The sequence below is a fragment of the Paenibacillus sp. FSL R7-0312 genome (genome assembly GCF_038004445.1).
In the GTDB taxonomy this organism is placed as follows: Bacteria; Bacillota; Bacilli; order Paenibacillales; family Paenibacillaceae; genus Paenibacillus_AQ.
Genome location: NZ_JBBORE010000001.1, coordinates 4,464,957 through 4,482,847, shown reverse-complemented (window position 1 = coordinate 4,482,847; position 17,891 = coordinate 4,464,957). Strand labels below are relative to the sequence as shown.

Sequence of the window (17,891 nt, the reverse complement as noted above, 5' to 3'; positions counted from 1 at the left end):
AACTTGTCTTTTGCTATATACCAAAGATAAAGAGTGGGTTTCCCCACTCTTTACACAACGGACTTATCTCATTATTACCAAAAAAATTATACCATAGTGAGTCTGCACTGACAAGTACCAGCCCTTGACTCCCTTATTTCAAAGCATGATTTGCAGCGGAATTTAGAATAATGACAGCTGGTTGCTCTCAGGCAGACCGCGGAAGCAGCCCATTCCATTCAGCAGCTCAATTACCGTTTTACTGGCTTTGGATTTCTGCTGGAAGTCCTCAATGGAGAGGAATTCTCCGGCATCCTTGGCAGCCGCAATATTGATCGCGGCATTATCACCAATACCCGCAAGCGAAGAGAACGGCGGAATCAGGCTGGTGCCGTCAACCGTGAATTTGGTGGCATCGGAACGGTACAGATCGATATTTTTGAAGGTGAAGCCGCGGGCAGTCATCTCCAGTGCCATTTCCAGTACCGGAAGCATCGCTTTTTCCTTCGGCAACGCCTGGAAGCCTTTTTGCTCGATCTCTACAATCTGGCGACCAATGGCCTCATAACCCTTACAGCAGAGTTCAATATCAAAATCAGCGGCACGGACAGAGAAGTAAGTCGCATAATATTCAATCGGATAATACAGCTTGAAGAAGGCGGTCCGCACTGCAGAGATGACATACGCTGCCGCATGCGCCTTCGGGAACATGTACTGGATTTTGAGACAGGAATCAATGTACCACTGCGGCACCTTGCATTTCTTCATCTCTTCGATCCACTCGGGAGGAAGCCCCTTCCCTTTACGCACACTTTCCGTAATTTTGAAGGCCAGGCTGGCATCCATATCGGCCTTATAAATCAGGTAGAGCATGATATCATCACGGCAGCCGATAACCGTCTTGATGTTGCAGGTATTATTCTTGATGAGCTCCTGGGCATTCCCCAGCCACACGCCGGTCCCGTGGGACAAGCCTGAAATCTGCAGCAAGTCGGCAAAGCTGGAAGGCTTGGCTTCCACGAGCATCTGGCGGACAAACTTCGTCCCCATCTCCGGCACTCCGTAGGTGGCTACAGGGGTACGGATCTGATCCGGTCTTACCCCGAGCGCATCTGTGGAGTTGAACATGCTCATTACCTTTGGATCATTCATTGGAATGGTGGTCGGGTCTACGCCGGTCAGATCCTGCAGCATGCGCATCATGGTCGGATCATCATGGCCCAGGATATCGAGCTTCAGCAGGTTGGCATCGAAGGCATGATAGTCAAAATGGGTTGTTTTCCACTCTGCCGTAACATCATCTGCCGGGAACTGCACCGGGGTAATGTCTTCGATCTCCATATAATCCGGCAAAACAACGATACCGCCGGGATGCTGCCCCGTACTGCGCTTCACACCCGTGCAGCCGGCCGCCAGACGGCCTATTTCGGCTCCGCGCCAGCGTTTCTGGTGATGCTCTTCATATTTCTTTGTGAACCCGAAGGCGGTCTTCTCAGCTACGGTACCGATGGTGCCTGCCCGGAATACATTATCAGGTCCAAACATCGTTTTGGTAAAATTGTGGGCATTCGGCTGATACTCCCCCGAGAAGTTAAGGTCGATATCGGGAACCTTATCCCCCTTGAAGCCCAGGAACGTCTCAAACGGGATATCCTGGCCTTCCCCCTTCAGATTCCCGCCGCAGTCCGGACAGGCCTTGTCCGGCAGGTCGAAACCGCTCGGTACACTGCCGTCCAGGAACCATTCACTATACCTGCATTCCGAATTCGTGCAGATATAGTGGGCCGGCAGCGGATTAACCTCAGAAATACCAAGGAACGTTGCAACAACAGATGATCCTACCGATCCACGCGAGCCGACGAGATATCCATCCTGGTTCGACTTTTTAACGAGCCGTTCCGAGATCAGATAGTTGGCAGAGAAGCCGTATTTAATAATCGGCGCAAGCTCCTTCTCCAGCCGGGCTACTACAACCTCCGGCAATTCCTCGCCGTAAATTGATTTGGCTGTCTCATAGCAGGTATTGCGGATCTCATCATCCGCTCCTTCAATAATTGGGGTGAACAGCTCGCTCGGGAATAGATCATATTCCTCGAAACGTTCGGCCAGCTCCACGGTATTGGTGACCACCACCTCCATCGCTTTTTCCGGGCCCAGGAACTCAAATTCCGTAAGCATTTCCTCGGTGGTCCTGAAATGGGCATCTGGTTTACGCTGGTCTTTAAGCGGACTGAAGCCGGTAATCCCATGAATTGTAATATCACGGAACAGCTTGTCACGCGGCTCCAGGTAATGCACATTGCCGGTAGCAATGACCGGCTTGTTCATCTGGTCGCCGATTTCGCATATCTTGCGCACAACACCGCGTAAATCCTCGGCACTGGCCACGAAACCTTTATCCACCAGATGCATGTACATGGTCAACGGCTGAATCTCCAGAACATCATAGAACTGGGCCACCTCTATGGCCTCCTCCACTGTCTTGTTCAGCACCGCTTCAAAGAACTCGCCGCGCTCACAGCCGGAGATGACAATCAGCCCGTCCCGGTGTTCCTCAAGCTTCGATTTGGGGATACAGGGTACCCGTTTATAATATTCCGTATGTGACATGGAGATCAGCTTATAGAGGTTCTTTTTGCCGGTCGGATTCAGTGCATAAATACCGCAGTGAAACGGCCGTACATTCGAGAGGTCATTGCCTACATAATCATTCAGCCGGTCAAGCCGGGTCAACCCTTTCATCTTTTCCGCATCCGCGAGCAATCCATTGAGGATTCCGCCCAGGGCAATCGTATCGTCCACCGCCCGGTGATGGCTCTCCAGCAGCACTTTGTACTTGTCAGCGAGTGTATTGAGCCGGTGGTTCTTCATGGTCGGGAAGAGCAAACGCGCAAGCTCCAGCGTATCCAGTGAAGGATTCGGCAGCTGCGGCTGGCCCAGCTTCTTCAGGGAAGCCTGAATGAACCCCATATCAAACCGTGCATTGTGGGCTACCAGAATGCTGTCGCCGATAAACTGGGCGAACTCTTTGAGTACAGGTTCCAGATCAGGAGCGTCTTTGACCATTTCATCGGTAATGTTGGTCAGCTGCTGGATATGATAAGGAATCTTTTCATGCGGATTAACAAAGGTGGTATAACGGTCCAGCTCTTTGCCTTCGCACATTTTAATTGCTGCAAGCTCTGTAATATTGTTGCGCGTGATCGACAGACCGGTGGTTTCGATGTCAAATACGACATAGGTTGCTGTTTTGAGCTCCAGGGGCTGTGCATTCTCCACGATGTTTACTGCGTCATTTACAACGTTGGCCTCCACACCATAGAGCATTTTGAGCTTATGCTTATGTGCAGCATGGTTCGCATCCGGGAAGCTCTGGACATTACCGTGATCCGTAACAGCCAGTGCCGGGTGTCCCCATTTCGCAGCGGTTTTGACATAATCGGTGATGGTTGCCACTGCATCCATCGTGCTCATTGTAGTATGCAGATGGAATTCAACCCTCTTCTGCTTGGCATTGTCCTTACGCGCCGGCGGTGCTGAAACTTCCGACAAATCCGACGGGATCATCACCAGTTCTGGAATTTGCATGAAACGGTCATATTCAACTTTGCCGCGTGCCCGCACCCATTTACCGTTAGCAAGCTGCCCCATCACTTTCAGATCTTCCTTAGTCTTCGCAAACATCTTCATCTGCAGAGAGTCGGTGAAGTCGGTGATGCAGAAGGTATACAGTGTGTTGCCGTTACGCAGCTCTTTGGTGTCGAGTCCAAATATCGTGCCTTGAATCGTGATCTTCTTCTCTTCATCCTGTATGTCCAGAATGGATACGGCCTGTTCTTTGATCTCATACCCGATCTGAAGCTTAATCACCTCATTCGGATCACCGGGTTCCTCAGGCTCGTCCGGTTCACTGGCCATCATCATCATCTCTACCAGTTCACGCTGCTCCTGTTGGAGCTTCTGCTGGAATTCCTCGTAGGCATCCGCTTTGCTCTCATTCTCGGCAATCTGCAGCTTCACCTTAAGGGTAAGTCCGAAATATTTATCATAATATTTAATAATGGCTGCTTCGATGCCCTTTTTACGGGCCAGCTCAAGAGACATGGAATCGCTCAGGCTAAGCAAAAGCGTGCCGTCCTGCAGGTCCTGACTGGAGCGCGTCAGCCATCCGTTAACAGATGGAATCTCACGCTGGACCCACTCGAGGAACATTCCCCAATACTCCTGTACAATATCCGCTCTGCTGATTGAATCATCATATAGGAACAAGAAGCTGACTTTTGCAATATGCTGCAGCTTCTCACGCATTCTAAGGACAAAGGTCCGGTAGGTCTGGGCCGGAACCAGGCTGTCTTTCGCAATTACAATATGCCAGTCACGGTTGCCGCGGCTGATTTCCACACGCTCGATCTGCCCGTCCAAAAAGTAGGGATCAATGATGGCCGGAGGAATTTCCCCCTGCTTCATTAACAGCTCGAACCTTTTTCTTCTCTCCACGCTTAGCTCCATGGTTTCCCCACCTAACTCGGCAATAATTAGCTATACCTATACTATAATTCTAGTATAGTAAGAAAAGCTTCCGGTTCAAAAAGCATTGGGTAATTGCGGCCCGCCGACTCCTCTCGCCAGAAGCTAATATAAAGGATCAAATAAAAATTGAAGTTGCCGCTTAATACGCTTTGGCGAATACAACTGTATGCAGGGCCGGCTCACCGCAGCAAATACAAGTCTCTTTCGTTTCTGACGGATTGAACGGAATATTACGGCTGCCTGCGCCTGTTTCTTCCTTCACCTTGGATTCACATTCCTCCGAGCCGCACCAGCCTGCAAGTGCAAAGCCGCGCTTCTCTTCCATGGAATCCTTCATTTGCTCTAAGGTATCTACAGAATAGAAATGATCCTCACGGAACTTCAGAGCCCGCTCGAACATTTCCTGGTGAACCTGCTCCAGCATAGCCTTCACTTCTTCAACCAGATTCTCCTGCTGGATAATCTTCTTCTCCCCGCTGATCCGGGATACGATTACGCAGACTCCGTTCTCCATATCACGCGGTCCAAGCTCCAGACGTACCGGTACACCGCGCATTTCGTATTCATTGAACTTCCAGCCCGGTGTAACATCTGCGCGGTCGTCTACACGTACGCGGATTCCGGCACTCTTCAGCTCTTTGAACAGCTCATCTGTGCGCCCGATCACTGCTTCACGGGTCTTAGGCGGCCCGATCGGAATCATAATGACCTGAGTAGGCGCTACCTTCGGCGGCAAAGCCAGCCCGCGGTCATCCCCATGCACCATGATCAGTGAGCCGATTAGACGTGTGGTAGAGCCCCATGAGGTTGTATGTGCATATTCAAGTACATTATCACGGCTTAAGTATTGGATATCAAAAGCCACTGCGAACTTGGTACCCAGATAATGAGAGGTAGCCGCCTGCACAGCCCGTCCATCTTTCATCATTGCTTCAATGGAATACGTGTCCACCGCACCGGCGAATCGCTCGGATGGTGTCTTCTGTCCGGTAACCACCGGAATCGCCAGAAAAGTCTCTACGAAATCACGGTAGTTATGCAGCATCTTCATCGTTTCTTCACGCGCTTCCGTCTCATTCTCATGAGCGGTATGGCCTTCCTGCCAGAGGAATTCCGTAGTGCGGATGAATGGCAGTGTGCGCTTTTCCCACCGGACTACGTTAGCCCATTGGTTGATCAGCACCGGAAGGTCACGGTAGGACTGAATCCATTTGGAATACATATGGCCGAACATGGTCTCGGAAGTTGGGCGGATTGCCAGACGTTCTTCCAGCACATCGCCGCCAGCTTCAGTCACCCAAGGCAGCTCCGGATTGAAGCCTTCAACATGTTCTTTCTCCTTCTGGAAAAAGCTCTCCGGAATAAACAGCGGGAAGTAGGCATTGCGGTGTCCGGTTTCCTTGAGGCGGCGGTTCATCTCCTCCTGGATATGTTCCCAGATCTCGTAGCCGTCCGGTTTGAACACAATACAGCCGCGGACCGGAGAATAATCCATCAGGTCCGCTTTTTTGATCACATCAATATACCAGCGTGAGAAATCTTCGCCCTGCGGCGTGATTTCCGTAACGAACTGCTTGTCTTTTGCCATGTAAAGAGATCCTCCTAAATTCGCCCCGCAAAGCGCCGGTTAACAAGCGAAGCTCTCAAGCACTTTGCGGAGACCCCAAAAGAATGTAATGTGAACCAATCAGCCGCTTATGAGGCGTAATATATCATTATAAGTCACAGCAATCATCACCAGGAACAGCAGTGCAAAGCCTACAAAATGGACCATGCCTTCGCGGTTCGGGTCCACCGGCTTACCGCGCAGCGCCTCCACACCGAGAAACACGAGCCGGCTTCCGTCAAGTGCAGGAATCGGCAGCAGGTTGAAGATTCCGAGATACAGGCTGAGTATAGCCGCCCAATAAGTCAAATACTGAATCCCCTGCTGGGCAATCTGCCCGGTCAGCTGGAAGGTTCCCACGGGTCCCGAGATATCGTCCATATTGAATTTGTTGATCAGCTGCTTGAAGCCGATGAAGATCAGCTTCGTGGTATCCACCATGGCAGTGCCTGATTTGGTGATAGTCTCACCAACCCCGGCCTTGCGTGTAGGAAGCTCCGGAGTGATCCCGACTTTACCGCCTTCCTCCCCTTCCATACTGCGGGGAATCATAGCTACATTAAGGGTTTCATCGCCGCGCTGCAGTGTCCATTTCATCTCTTTGCCCTTGGACGCGGAAGTGAGCGAGATCATCTTCTGGTAATCTCCACCGATAGTTTCGCCGTTAACGGCTACAACTATGTCGCCCTTCTGCAGACCGGCTTCCTGGGCTGGCATTCCTTCGCTTACATCGCCGATCTTCACATAGGTCGGATTCTCCACCTGGATACCGGCCATTTGCAGATGAAGCGCGAACAGCACAAAAGCCAGAATGAAGTTCATCACCGGACCGGCCAAGATCGCCACCGCGCGCTGGCCTACGCTTTTGCTGCCGAACTGGCGGTCTTTGGGCGCGATCTGCGTCTGCTGGCTTCCCTTAAACATCATCGCCTGCGGATGTACGTCGTATGTGGTTACTTCACCATCCACATCCAGACGGATTTTCAGCTCATTCTCAAGATCCGTGAATTGCGCTTCACCGCGGATAACATTTCTGCGTGTATCCAGCGAATCCAGGTAAATATTCTTCACCTTATTATCCTGGCCCAGTCTGACCGCAATGGTCTGTCCGGGACCGATCTCAATCAATTCCGGATCCTCTCCGGCCATTCGGGCATATCCCCCAAACGGCAGCAGGCGAAGCGTGAACTGGGTTTCATTACGTTTATAAGAAAACAGTTTCGGACCGAAACCGATAGCAAATTCCCTCACAAGAATTCCGGCGCGTTTGGCAAAATAATAATGTCCCCATTCATGGACGGTCACCAGAACAAAGAACATAAATACCGTCAAAAAAACGACTCTTACCATCTCCATTGCGAAACATTCCCCCCTTTAGGTGTAAGACCGAAGTATGTCCTCTTAATTTATCATTATTCCAAGGTAAGGCACAAGAGAATCAACAGTCCACCCCTATTTTTCAGGGCATAACAAATATTTCCGGAAAACAAAATGCGCACTGTCCGCTTACAGCACAGCCGCAAGTTCCCGGGTCACCGTATCACAGTGCTGAATCTGCTCCAGATTCGGATGAGCCGCATTCTCATGGCGCTGAAGGACTTCATCAATAATCTCGTCAATCCGCAGGAACGGAATCTCGCCGCGCAGGAAACGGGCAACGGCAATCTCATTCGCTGCATTGAAGGCGGTTGTAGCCGTCCCCCCCATGGTGCCGCAGTCGATAGCCAGCTTCAGGGCCGGGAAGCGCTCATAGTCCATCTCACGGAAAGTGAGACTGGCTACTTTGGCCAGCGACAGCCGCTCAGCAGGCGACTGCCAGCGGTCCGGATAGGTGAGCGCATATTGAATTGGAACCCGCATATCGGGCGTTCCCAGCTGCGCAATGATACTGCTGTCACGGAATTCCACATAGGAGTGAATAATGCTCTCCGGATGCAGCAGCACATTAATCTGTCCATACGGGAGGGCAAACAGATGATGCGCTTCGATTACTTCCAGCCCTTTGTTAACCATAGTTGCCGAATCAATTGTAATCTTGGCCCCCATGCTCCAATTCGGGTGGCGCAGTGCATCCTCAACAGTAACATTCTTAAGCTGTGATCGCGTATAATCACGGAAAGATCCTCCGGATGCTGTGATGGTAATCGAAGCAACATCTTCGCGGTTCTCGCCATTTAAGCATTGAAAAATAGCCGAATGCTCGCTGTCAATCGGCAGGAGCTTAACACCTTTGCGGCCCGCCAGCTCTGTAACCAGGTGTCCGGCGGTAACCAGCGTTTCCTTGTTGGCCAGTCCTATATGTCTGCCGGCTTCAATCGCCGCCATTGTAGACTGCAGACCCACGCTGCCCACAAGGGCAGTCACAACAGTCTCTGCGTCACCGCCAGCGGCAATCTCCACCAGACCTTCATGTCCGCTGTAGAGCTCTACGCCGGCAGGCAGACTGGATCTGATCTCTGCAGCAAGCTCCGGTGTAGACACAGAAACGCGGCGCGGATGGAAGCGGCCCACCTGCTCCAGCAGCAGCCGGGTATTCGATCCCGCTGCCAGCCCGTCCACCACAAAGGCTTCCGGATGCATGGCTACGACATCGAGTGTCTGGGTGCCGATTGAACCCGTAGAGCCGAGAATACTGATTCTTTTCACAGTTGAAACCTTCTTCCTGTCGTTAATAGTAAGGCATCTGCATTACGATATGTACGAAAGGAAATACGATAATCCAGCTGTCACAGCGGTCCAGGATGCCTCCATGACCAGGCAGCAACGAGCCTGAATCCTTAATACCGTACACCCGTTTATAAGCAGACTGTACAAGATCTCCGAGCTGACCCAGAACGGCGCAGGAAACCCCGATAAGCAGTGCGCGTCCGATGGTCAGCAGATCAGGAACCAATAGGGCAAAAACAATAGATATCACGGCAGAGATTAATACTCCGCCAAGGGCACCTTCGATAGTTTTGTTAGGACTGATCGCCGGCCAGAGCTTATTGCGTCCGAAGCTTCGGCCGACAAAATACGCTCCGGCATCACTTCCCCAGATGCAGCACAGCAGCAGAAATGTCCAGAGGAGCCCATGTCCATCTCCCGCACCGCGGGCGATAGCCATATAAGAGAAGCCCATCCCTATGTATACAATGCCGGTGAACATCAAAGCGGTGATCTTAATATCCAGCTTGTTCTTGCTGAAGACTGTAACCAGCAGGAATAACAGCATGAGCAGCCAGATTCCCTGCTCCCACGATAATAACTCGGAAGTCCCCAGCAGATTCCAGGGGATCATGAAGCATACTACGGACGCATAACCAAGTACAGCAGTCCCTCCGAAGGTTGCTGTACCTGTCATTTTTACAAATTCATAATAGCCGATGAGGGCCATGGCAGTCAGCAACAGCTGATACGGCCAGCCTCCCAAAAAGCACAAGCCCAAAAACAAGGCTCCTGCAACAATTCCGGTAATCACTCGCTGCTTCAAAGATTCCCATCTCCCATCAGGCTACTTCAATCCACCATAACGGCGTGTGCGGCGCTGATATTCCGCCACAGCCTGCATCAGATGCGTCTTGTCAAACTCCGGCCAGTACACATCTGTAAACCATAATTCACTGTAGGCAATCTGCCAGAGCATAAAGTTACTGAGGCGCATTTCGCCGCTCGTACGGATCAGCAGATCAGGGTCAGGCAGTCCGCCGGATAAGAGCCTGCTGTCAATCAGTGCTGAAGTAATCTCATCAGGTGTCAGAATACCTGCCTGGATATCCTTGCCCAAGCCGCGCATACAGTCTTCAATCTCTTTACGGCCACCGTAGTTCAGCGCAAAATTAAGTATAAGTCCGGTATTCCCTTCGGTCCGGGCAACCGCTTCTTCCATAGCCCTGCGGGTATGGGAAGGCAAAGCCTCGGTATCCCCCATTACACGTACCTGTACATTCTTCTCAATCAGTTCATCCAGTTCAATGGCCAGAAATTCCACAGGCAAGCGCATCAGGAAATCAACCTCATCCTTCGGCCGCTTCCAGTTCTCCGTGGAGAAAGCGTACATGGTCAAGAACTCTACTCCCAGGTCATTCGCCGCGATTGTCGCACGTTTGACCGCCTTCATCCCGTTCTGATGGCCCACAATACGGGGCAAGCCGCGCCGTTTCGCCCAGCGTCCGTTGCCATCCATAATTACAGCTACATGCCGGGGAATATTATCCGGTGAAATCTCGACTGGCTCCTGCCTGTCTTTACGGCTCAGCCATTCTTGAATCCGTTTGATCATTTCCGTTTCCTCCAAGCTCTTATCAGAAAGAGACAAACCCCACCATAGACGGAGGGGCCTGAAGTCTCTTGAATTTCATTATACTTCCATAATCTCTTTTTCTTTGGACAAGAGCACTTTGTCGACTTCAGCTATGAACTTATCCGTTGATTTCTGGATATCTTCCTGATGTCCATGTGATTCGTCTTCCGAAATGCCGTTCTTCTCCATCTTCTTGATGTCATCGTTCGCATCGCGGCGGATGTTACGGATGGCTACCTTTGCTTCTTCTCCGAACTTCTTGGTGAACTTTACAAGCTCGCCGCGGCGTTCTTCAGTAAGCGGTGGAATGGACAAACGGATGATTGTACCGTCATTGGCAGGCGTAATCCCGATATCAGACTTCATAATCGCCCGCTCGATGTCAGACATCGATGTTTTGTCCCACGGCTGGATCAGCAGTGTCCGGGAATCCGGTGTGCTGATGTTAGCCAGCTGATTAAGAGGAGTCGGAGCACCGTAGTACTCCACTTGAATGCGATCCAGCAGTGACGTCGAAGCACGTCCTGCCCGCAGCGTAGCCAAATCGCGTTTTAGCGACAAAATCGCTTTTTCCATACGCTCTTCGGCATTTTTCTTCACCGATTGTGGCATTAATTTACACTCCCTTTAACAATCGTCCCGATCTTTTCGCCGAGAACGACACGTTTAATATTGCCTTGCTCTGTAATAGCAAACACAATGAGCGGTATATTATTATCCATGCAGAGAGAGGAAGCGGTGGAATCCATAACACCAAGGTTCTTGTTCAGAATATCCATGTAAGTAAGTTGCTCGTATTTCACGGCAGTGCTGTCCTTGAACGGATCCGCGGAATAGACACCATCTACTTTGTTCTTCGCCATCAGAATCACTTCGGCTTCAATTTCGGCCGCTCTGAGCGCTGCCGTTGTATCCGTCGAGAAGAACGGATTCCCCGTTCCTGCGGCAAAAATAACTACACGGCCCTTTTCCAGATGCCGGATTGCCCGGCGGCGGATATAAGGCTCAGCAATTTGCTGCATGGCAATAGAGGTCTGAACCCGTGTAGGGACATCGATCTGCTCCAGGGCATCCTGCAGTGCCAGCGAGTTCATGACTGTTGCCAGCATCCCCATATAATCCGCTGTCGCCCGGTCAATGCCGCTTGCACTTCCCGCGATTCCGCGCCAGATGTTACCCCCGCCGCACACAATGGCAACCTGAACTCCAAGCTCAACGACTTCCTTGACCTGCTCCGCGATGGAGATGATCGTTTCGGCATCGATGCCATAGCCATTCTGTCCGGCAAGTGATTCACCGCTAACCTTAAGGACTACTCTCTTAAATACCGGCTGTTCCAATTGTATACCCTCACTTTCTTACAAAAGACGGAACACTACGTGATATGTGTTCCGCTCTTTTGATGCTTGCCTTTATTCAGTTCTTAATACAAAATGCTTCTCAGCTATTATTGGTTCACTTGTGCCATTACTTCTTCAACAAAGTTATCGACTTTCTTCTCAAGACCTTCACCCAGCTCGTAACGAACGAAACGGCGGATGGAGATGTTTTCGCCAATAGTGCTGATTTTTTCGTTCAGCAATTGGGAAATAGTCTTGTCTGGGTCTTTAACGAATGGCTGTTCAAGCAGGCAATATTCTTCATAGAACTTGCTGATGCGGCCCTCAACCATTTTTTCAACGATTTTTTCAGGCTTGCCTTCGTTCAGCGCCTGGTTCTTAAGAATTTCTTTTTCTTTCTCAACATCTGCAGCCGGTACTTCTTCACGGCGAACATACAGCGGGTTCGCTGCTGCGATTTGCATTGCGATATCACGCGCGAAATCTTTGAAGGAATCTGTTTTACCTACGAAGTCAGTTTCGCAGTTGATTTCTACCAGAACGCCGATACGGCCGCCAGCGTGGATGTAAGATTCTACTGTACCTTCAGTAGCGATACGTCCAGCTTTGTTAGCTGCTGCGGACAAACCTTTTTCACGAAGCAATTCAGCTGCTTTAGTGATATCATTGTTTGCTTCTTCAAGTGCCTTTTTACAATCGAGCATTCCTGCTCCTGTTCTTTCACGAAGTTCCTTTACTGCCTTTGCATCTACTGCCATTGTTATTCCCTCCAGATAATTGTCGTTGTCATACGCGGGCTCAAGGCCCATTATCCTAAAAAAAGGGCAGTGAGAGGTTATCCACCTGCCAACCACCCTTTTCATTTAAGTTCTTGTTTATGTCCCGGATACTACTTAAGCAGTAGTTGTGTCTTCACCCTGATGAGCTTCAACAACAGCGTCAGCCATTTTACCAGTCAAGAGCTTCACGGCGCGGATAGCGTCGTCATTGCCTGGAATTACGTAGTCGATTTCGTCCGGATCGCAGTTAGTATCAACGATAGCTACGATAGGAATACCCAATTTGCGAGCTTCTGCTACAGCAATACGCTCTTTACGCGGGTCAATGATGAACAGCGCGCTTGGAAGACCTTTCATGTTCTTGATACCGCCCAGGAATTTCTCAAGACGATCTTTCTCTTTGCGGAGAAGGATAACTTCTTTCTTAGGCAATACTGCGAAGGTACCGTCTTCTTCCCAAGCTTCCAATTTCTTCAGACGGTCAATACGCTTCTGAATAGTCTGGAAGTTAGTCAGGGTACCACCCAGCCAACGTTGGTTAATGAAGAACATACCCGAACGTTCAGCTTCTTCTTTTACGGAATCCTGTGCTTGTTTCTTTGTTCCTACGAATAGGATTGTGCCGTTGTCGCCAGCGACGCTCTTTACAAAGTTGTAAGCTTCCTCTACCTTTTTGACTGTTTTCTGCAAGTCAATAATGTAAATTCCGTTTCTTTCAGTGAAGATATAACGATCCATCTTTGGATTCCAACGACGAGTCTGATGACCGAAGTGTACCCCAGCTTCGAGAAGCTGCTTCATGGAAATTACTGCCATCTTCACACACCTCCTAATTTTGGTTTATTGTGTGTCTCCTCCGCCGCGTGTCATCTTTCTACAAGACTTTCTTCAGAAGAAAGCACCTCTTGTCGAAATCAACCGGCGTGTGTTTTAACACCGTCAATTACTATACCATATTAAAACATTCTATGCAACGATTACTGTGAATTTATAAATTTCTTATCCAGAACACTTATTTCTTCACAGTAATCAGCTTATCAATAATAGAGTCCATGCTCTCGCCCTTGGCAAAACTGTAGCTTCCGTATTGGATAATCTTGTTCACTTTACGGCTGTTCGCCGTCTTAAGAAACTCCGCTTTATCTTGAATAACTCCGGCATTGGCCAGCACATCAGCAGTTTGGGCGAGTGTAATTCCTGTAGGAATCCGCACAGAAATATCGCCGTTCACTGCAACCGCAGGCGCTTCCGGACTGGCTGGAGCTACAATCCCCGTGTCTGCAGCGCTGCTCTCCGGCTGTACAGGCGCTGACGGCTTGCCGGGAGTCACAGCTGCACTCGGCTCCACTGCGGCCTTAGGTGTGGCTGCAGGAGCCGGAGAAACAGTTGCCGCCTGCTCGGCGGGTACCTCGGAAGACTCAGGCTTTCCCGGAGGAGTGCCTTGCTGTGTTTCCTCTTCCCCGCTGACCGCCCCTTCATCTGCGGACTGCACATGATCCACCACGGTCAAATTCAGCCGCTCCGCTTCCTTGATCAGCTGTTCTTTGGAGAGCGGAGCAGCCTTTCCAGCAATCATCAGCTGCAACAGCAGTGCGCCAGCAATCAGCCCGACTCCTAACCCGAGCATGAAGAACCGGTTCTTGATCATACCGATTCCTCCTGATGGGCCAACTGCAGAATCAGCTGGACCTCGCCCCGCTGGAGACCTGCAGTCTTGGCGATAGAATCTATCGATTTGCCTTGTTCATGCAGTTCGAACAATCGCGGATACCTCAGCTTAATAGAGCTGACCGGCTTTTGCCTAGCAGGCTGGGCTTCAGCTTCAGCAGCGGGTGCTGCAAAAGCATTCTCCGCAGCCTGAGCAGCCGAAGGCTCCCTTGAGAAGGTTGTCGCCAGCTGAAGCAGACCTTTTTCTTCAGCCGTCAGCCGGGCATCCAGAAGCAACAAGCTCTTACTAAGCCCAGTCACCTGCTCACGCAGTGCGCCAATCTCTTCCTGCAGGGCTGTTTTGTTACTCTGCGACTGCGCTTTGATGCTGCCGACTAGTTGAAGCAGTTCTGTATTCTCATGTTCGATATCTGCCATATATAACTCCAGAGCGGCCTCCGTCTCCTTAAGGCTCTTCTTCTCATCCGAGTCTTCCTTGCTGGCCTTTGCCGGCAATTTCAGGGCATAAACGATAGCTACAGCGCCTACCAGCACGATATATACCCATGGGTCCAAGTGTCTAATCTCCTTTTACATTCAATTCATTGATGCTTACTCTTTCAATAGCTTAACTGGACTCAAAGACTGAGATCTATCCGGTGTCCTTTATAGGGATGCTCGACATCGTGGACAGTCTCCGGCTTCCGTGGCTGACGCGGATTAGCGTGGCTGTCCGGCTGATTCTCCTTGCCCCCGTCCCGGAGGGCTGATTCGGAAGATTCGTCTACCTCACTGGAGCGCATGGCGATTTCCTGGCTATGCTTGACGTTCTGGCCTGCCAATTGCTGCTGGTCAAGCGCCGGACGTTGCTGCTGGCTGTTCTGAACTTTAGCGGCATCATGTGTCCGAGGCAGGGCGATTTGCAGTTCCACCGGTTTCAGACTCATACGATCTCATCTCCCATAGTCCATTTAGAATCAAGGAATAGCAGGCCGCCCCCGCTGCCTGCTTAAATGTACGGTGTTATCGTTATGTCCCCTTCACTGTAAACAAAGGATACCCGTTCTGTAGGATCTTTAACGAATCTGGTATACCTGCCAATAACAATCTTTGAACCACCATAGATTGTTTTGATAACATCCACCCGTGCTCTGCCTGTATCCTCAAGCATCCGCTCGATCTCGAGTACGCGTTCTTTGATTCTCTTTTCATCACGCATATGGGATTGCTTGGTCGCATTGAGCTTCACGCGGAGCGCCACCTTATCTGGGGAAAGCTGACCGTTGTTCGCCAACTGATTGAGAAGGTATAGTGCCTTATTGGTCTTGTCTTCATTCTCAAGAAGTTGACGCAATTCCTGGCGAAGCTCATTAATCTCATTTCTCAGCTCGGGAACAACGCCCACCTCAACCGCTGTAGCCGTCGACATCGTATTTCCGATAGTCCGTGCAACAACTTTATCGCCTGCCTGTACTATCCCGCCTACAATCAAACCTTTGGCACCGTTGCAGAGCACATCACGTCCTGCTCGGATGTTGGAATGCATAATGCTTTGCGAGACAATTACGTCTTCTCCGGCCACCACATTGCCATCCTGGATAAATGAGACTTTGACATTTTTTCCGGCGTTTACGAGACCTTTATTATAGCCGATAATTCCGCCGGTAATTTCGATGGAACCGCCAGATATCAGCTCGGCACCTTCCACCCCCCCAACCACTCGGATATCTCCAGCTGATTTGACAGTAAAGCCGGTAAGTACGTTGCCGCGTATGACAACCGTGCCGACAAAATCAATATTGCCTGTACTGTAATCCACATCACCATTGACCTCATATACAGGGAATACATTGATCTTGCCCTTGTCTGTCAGCGTAACCAATCCATCTATCGCCGAATACATGGAGGTCTCTTCCTGATCCACCAGTACATTCTTGCCAACCTTGAAATGGGCTTGCTTCCCTGCTCGATACGGAAGCTCCTCCCCAGTCACTGTCTTTCCGCTTACACCATTCTCTGCCGGAACGATTCTGGCTATAAGCTGGCCCTTCCTCACATTGTGAAGCCGGACCAGATCCTTGTAGTCAACCTTGCCATCTTCTTTCTCCAACGGCTTACGGTCTTCCTCCAGATCCACGGTCAGGACCATCCGTCCATCCTTGCCATTGACAGCAGGCTGGCCGATTGCGATTGGCACCCTGTTCCAGAAATATTCTTCCGGGTTGCTGCAGATCCGCTGAACAATATCCCGCTGGATACCAAATCGAATGTTGTGACTGACCAGGAAGCTTTCAAGATCCTCAATTGTACAGGAGAAATTCTCATCCTTCTTGATGAACTGGAGGTAAGCAATCCCTTTATCATCCGAAAACGTAATACTTAGGTATTGGCCCAAAACATATTGACCGATCAAATTCTGCTCCCCCTTATCACCGGCGCCCGGTTAATCATTTTGCATAAGAAGATCACGGTTCTTCTCAAGTGTTCCTCTTAGCCGCAAAATAGCCTTCGAATGAAGCTGTGAGATCCGTGAAGGAGAGAGTGACATCACTTCAGCGATCTCGCTCAAAGATAAATCCTCATAATATAAAAGGGACACGACGGTCCGTTCTTTCACTGTTAATTTCTCGATGCCTTTAGTCAGCGTATCACGTAGATAGAACTCATTCACTTTCCGGTCCGGATTCTTAGCCTTATCATCCACCAGAATAGACATCCGTGTCTCTGATTCTTCTTCACGAATAGGATCTTCTAATGAGCAGAGCGACATGACTGCAACATCCTGCAGCATAGTCTGAAACTCCGTTTCTGTAATGTTCAGATACTGGCTCATTTCATCGTCACTAACGGATCTCAAATACTTCTGTTCCAGCTGCTGGTAGGCATCCTCGATTTTTTTCGCTTTTTCGCGCACGGATCTGGGAACCCAGTCACTTTGCCGCAGAGAGTCAAGGATCGCTCCTCTCACCCGCCAGGAAGCATAGGTCTGAAATTGCAGTCCCCGCTTGTAGTCGAATTTCTCGATGGCATCAATCAGTCCCATCACACCATTGCTGGCCAAGTCATCTTTGGATACATTTTTGGGTAATCCCACTGCCAGACGGCTTGATACGTAATCTACAATATGGAGATAACTCTCAATCAGCTTTTTTTTGGCCTCAGGATCACCTTGCTCTTTCCATTGTTCCCATAGTCCATCTGTTTCTGACTGAGCAGCTTTATGCTCGTTCAACGGCTTTCACCCTTCCCAAAGTTTAGTCAGCGGGTACCATGCGGCGCAAGATTACGGACTTTCGCCGCAGCACTCGCTTATTCTTCTTTCAGGTGACGAACGGCCTTGGCCAATTCTTCAGGATCTTTCATAGAGACCAGTTTTGGCGGCTGCAGAGGTGTGAAACCACTCAAGTCCACACTTCCCGCTTCCGGTTTCGGTGTCAGCAGGTCCTTCAATTCCTGATCCTCTTCCGGCGTCTGAATATCAAGCTTGGCACCAAGTGCCTCACCGTTATCTTCAAATCCGGCTTCAAGGTCTGAAGATTCAGAGGATTTCCCAATAATAACACCCAATACCCATCTTAGAAGGAAAGCAAGCACAAACCAGATAATAAATCCATATATTCCCCGGATCAGGCTGGTTCCAACTAAATTATGTCCGTAGTTTGTAAGAAACGTAAATAGAAATCCAATCAACCCGAGGCCTGTGCTTAATAATATTTTCTTGCTCATGG

The 17,891-nt window shown here is 50.1% G+C and carries 16 protein-coding genes; all 16 read right to left on the bottom strand.

Going from position 1 to position 17,891, the window contains the following annotated elements; all coding sequences use genetic code 11:
- Nucleotides 1–162: 162 nt before the first annotated feature.
- Nucleotides 163–4,488: a PolC-type DNA polymerase III gene (locus MKX70_RS19625; RefSeq protein ID WP_042237110.1), complete on the bottom strand. Its 4,326-nt coding sequence runs from the start codon at nucleotides 4,486–4,488 to the stop codon at nucleotides 163–165.
- 160 nt (nucleotides 4,489–4,648) lie between these two features.
- Complete coding sequence (gene proS / locus MKX70_RS19620) at nucleotides 4,649–6,097, bottom strand: proline--tRNA ligase (protein WP_340840534.1); 1,449 nt, start codon at nucleotides 6,095–6,097, stop codon at nucleotides 4,649–4,651.
- A gap of 99 nt (nucleotides 6,098–6,196) precedes the next feature.
- On the bottom strand, nucleotides 6,197–7,471 hold the full coding sequence (gene rseP / locus MKX70_RS19615) for an RIP metalloprotease RseP (protein WP_340840533.1): 1,275 nt from the start codon (nucleotides 7,469–7,471) through the stop codon (nucleotides 6,197–6,199).
- A 150-nt stretch (nucleotides 7,472–7,621) separates the two neighbouring features.
- Entirely contained in the window at nucleotides 7,622–8,761 is a 1,140-nt protein-coding gene (locus tag MKX70_RS19610; protein ID WP_340840532.1) for a 1-deoxy-D-xylulose-5-phosphate reductoisomerase, read from the bottom strand.
- A 22-nt stretch (nucleotides 8,762–8,783) separates the two neighbouring features.
- Entirely contained in the window at nucleotides 8,784–9,587 is an 804-nt protein-coding gene (locus MKX70_RS19605; protein WP_340840531.1) for a phosphatidate cytidylyltransferase, read from the bottom strand.
- A gap of 21 nt (nucleotides 9,588–9,608) precedes the next feature.
- The gene (locus MKX70_RS19600; RefSeq protein WP_039295253.1) at nucleotides 9,609–10,376 is read right to left on the bottom strand and encodes an isoprenyl transferase; all 768 of its coding nucleotides are present in this window, start codon (nucleotides 10,374–10,376) and stop codon (nucleotides 9,609–9,611) included.
- 78 nt (nucleotides 10,377–10,454) lie between these two features.
- A complete protein-coding gene (frr, locus tag MKX70_RS19595) occupies nucleotides 10,455–11,009 on the bottom strand; it encodes a ribosome recycling factor (protein WP_039295250.1) in 555 nt (184 codons plus the stop codon).
- Entirely contained in the window at nucleotides 11,009–11,737 is a 729-nt protein-coding gene (gene pyrH, locus MKX70_RS19590) for a UMP kinase (protein ID WP_039295247.1), read from the bottom strand. Before pyrH ends, frr begins: the two co-directional genes overlap by 1 nt.
- Before the next feature lie 107 nt (nucleotides 11,738–11,844).
- Nucleotides 11,845–12,495 carry a translation elongation factor Ts gene (gene tsf, locus MKX70_RS19585; protein ID WP_039295244.1) on the bottom strand — a complete coding sequence of 217 codons (651 nt, stop codon included), beginning with the start codon at nucleotides 12,493–12,495 and terminating at the stop codon, nucleotides 11,845–11,847.
- A 135-nt stretch (nucleotides 12,496–12,630) separates the two neighbouring features.
- Nucleotides 12,631–13,332, bottom strand: coding sequence for a 30S ribosomal protein S2 (gene rpsB, locus MKX70_RS19580; RefSeq protein ID WP_036692565.1), 702 nt, complete (start codon nucleotides 13,330–13,332; stop codon nucleotides 12,631–12,633).
- Between the two features lie 196 nt (nucleotides 13,333–13,528).
- Entirely contained in the window at nucleotides 13,529–14,164 is a 636-nt protein-coding gene (locus MKX70_RS19575) for a hypothetical protein (RefSeq protein ID WP_340840530.1), read from the bottom strand.
- Entirely contained in the window at nucleotides 14,161–14,739 is a 579-nt protein-coding gene (locus tag MKX70_RS19570; RefSeq protein ID WP_340840529.1) for a hypothetical protein, read from the bottom strand. Before MKX70_RS19570 ends, MKX70_RS19575 begins: the two co-directional genes overlap by 4 nt.
- Nucleotides 14,740–14,801: 62 nt before the next feature.
- Nucleotides 14,802–15,110: a hypothetical protein gene (locus tag MKX70_RS19565; RefSeq protein WP_340840528.1), complete on the bottom strand. Its 309-nt coding sequence runs from the start codon at nucleotides 15,108–15,110 to the stop codon at nucleotides 14,802–14,804.
- A gap of 62 nt (nucleotides 15,111–15,172) precedes the next feature.
- A complete protein-coding gene (locus MKX70_RS19560) occupies nucleotides 15,173–16,576 on the bottom strand; it encodes a DUF342 domain-containing protein (RefSeq protein ID WP_042237122.1) in 1,404 nt (467 codons plus the stop codon).
- Between the two features lie 30 nt (nucleotides 16,577–16,606).
- Nucleotides 16,607–17,395: a FliA/WhiG family RNA polymerase sigma factor gene (locus MKX70_RS19555; protein WP_042138136.1), complete on the bottom strand. Its 789-nt coding sequence runs from the start codon at nucleotides 17,393–17,395 to the stop codon at nucleotides 16,607–16,609.
- Nucleotides 17,396–17,472: 77 nt separating this feature from the next.
- Nucleotides 17,473–17,889: a hypothetical protein gene (locus tag MKX70_RS19550; RefSeq protein WP_042138137.1), complete on the bottom strand. Its 417-nt coding sequence runs from the start codon at nucleotides 17,887–17,889 to the stop codon at nucleotides 17,473–17,475.
- Nucleotides 17,890–17,891: the final 2 nt, after the last annotated feature.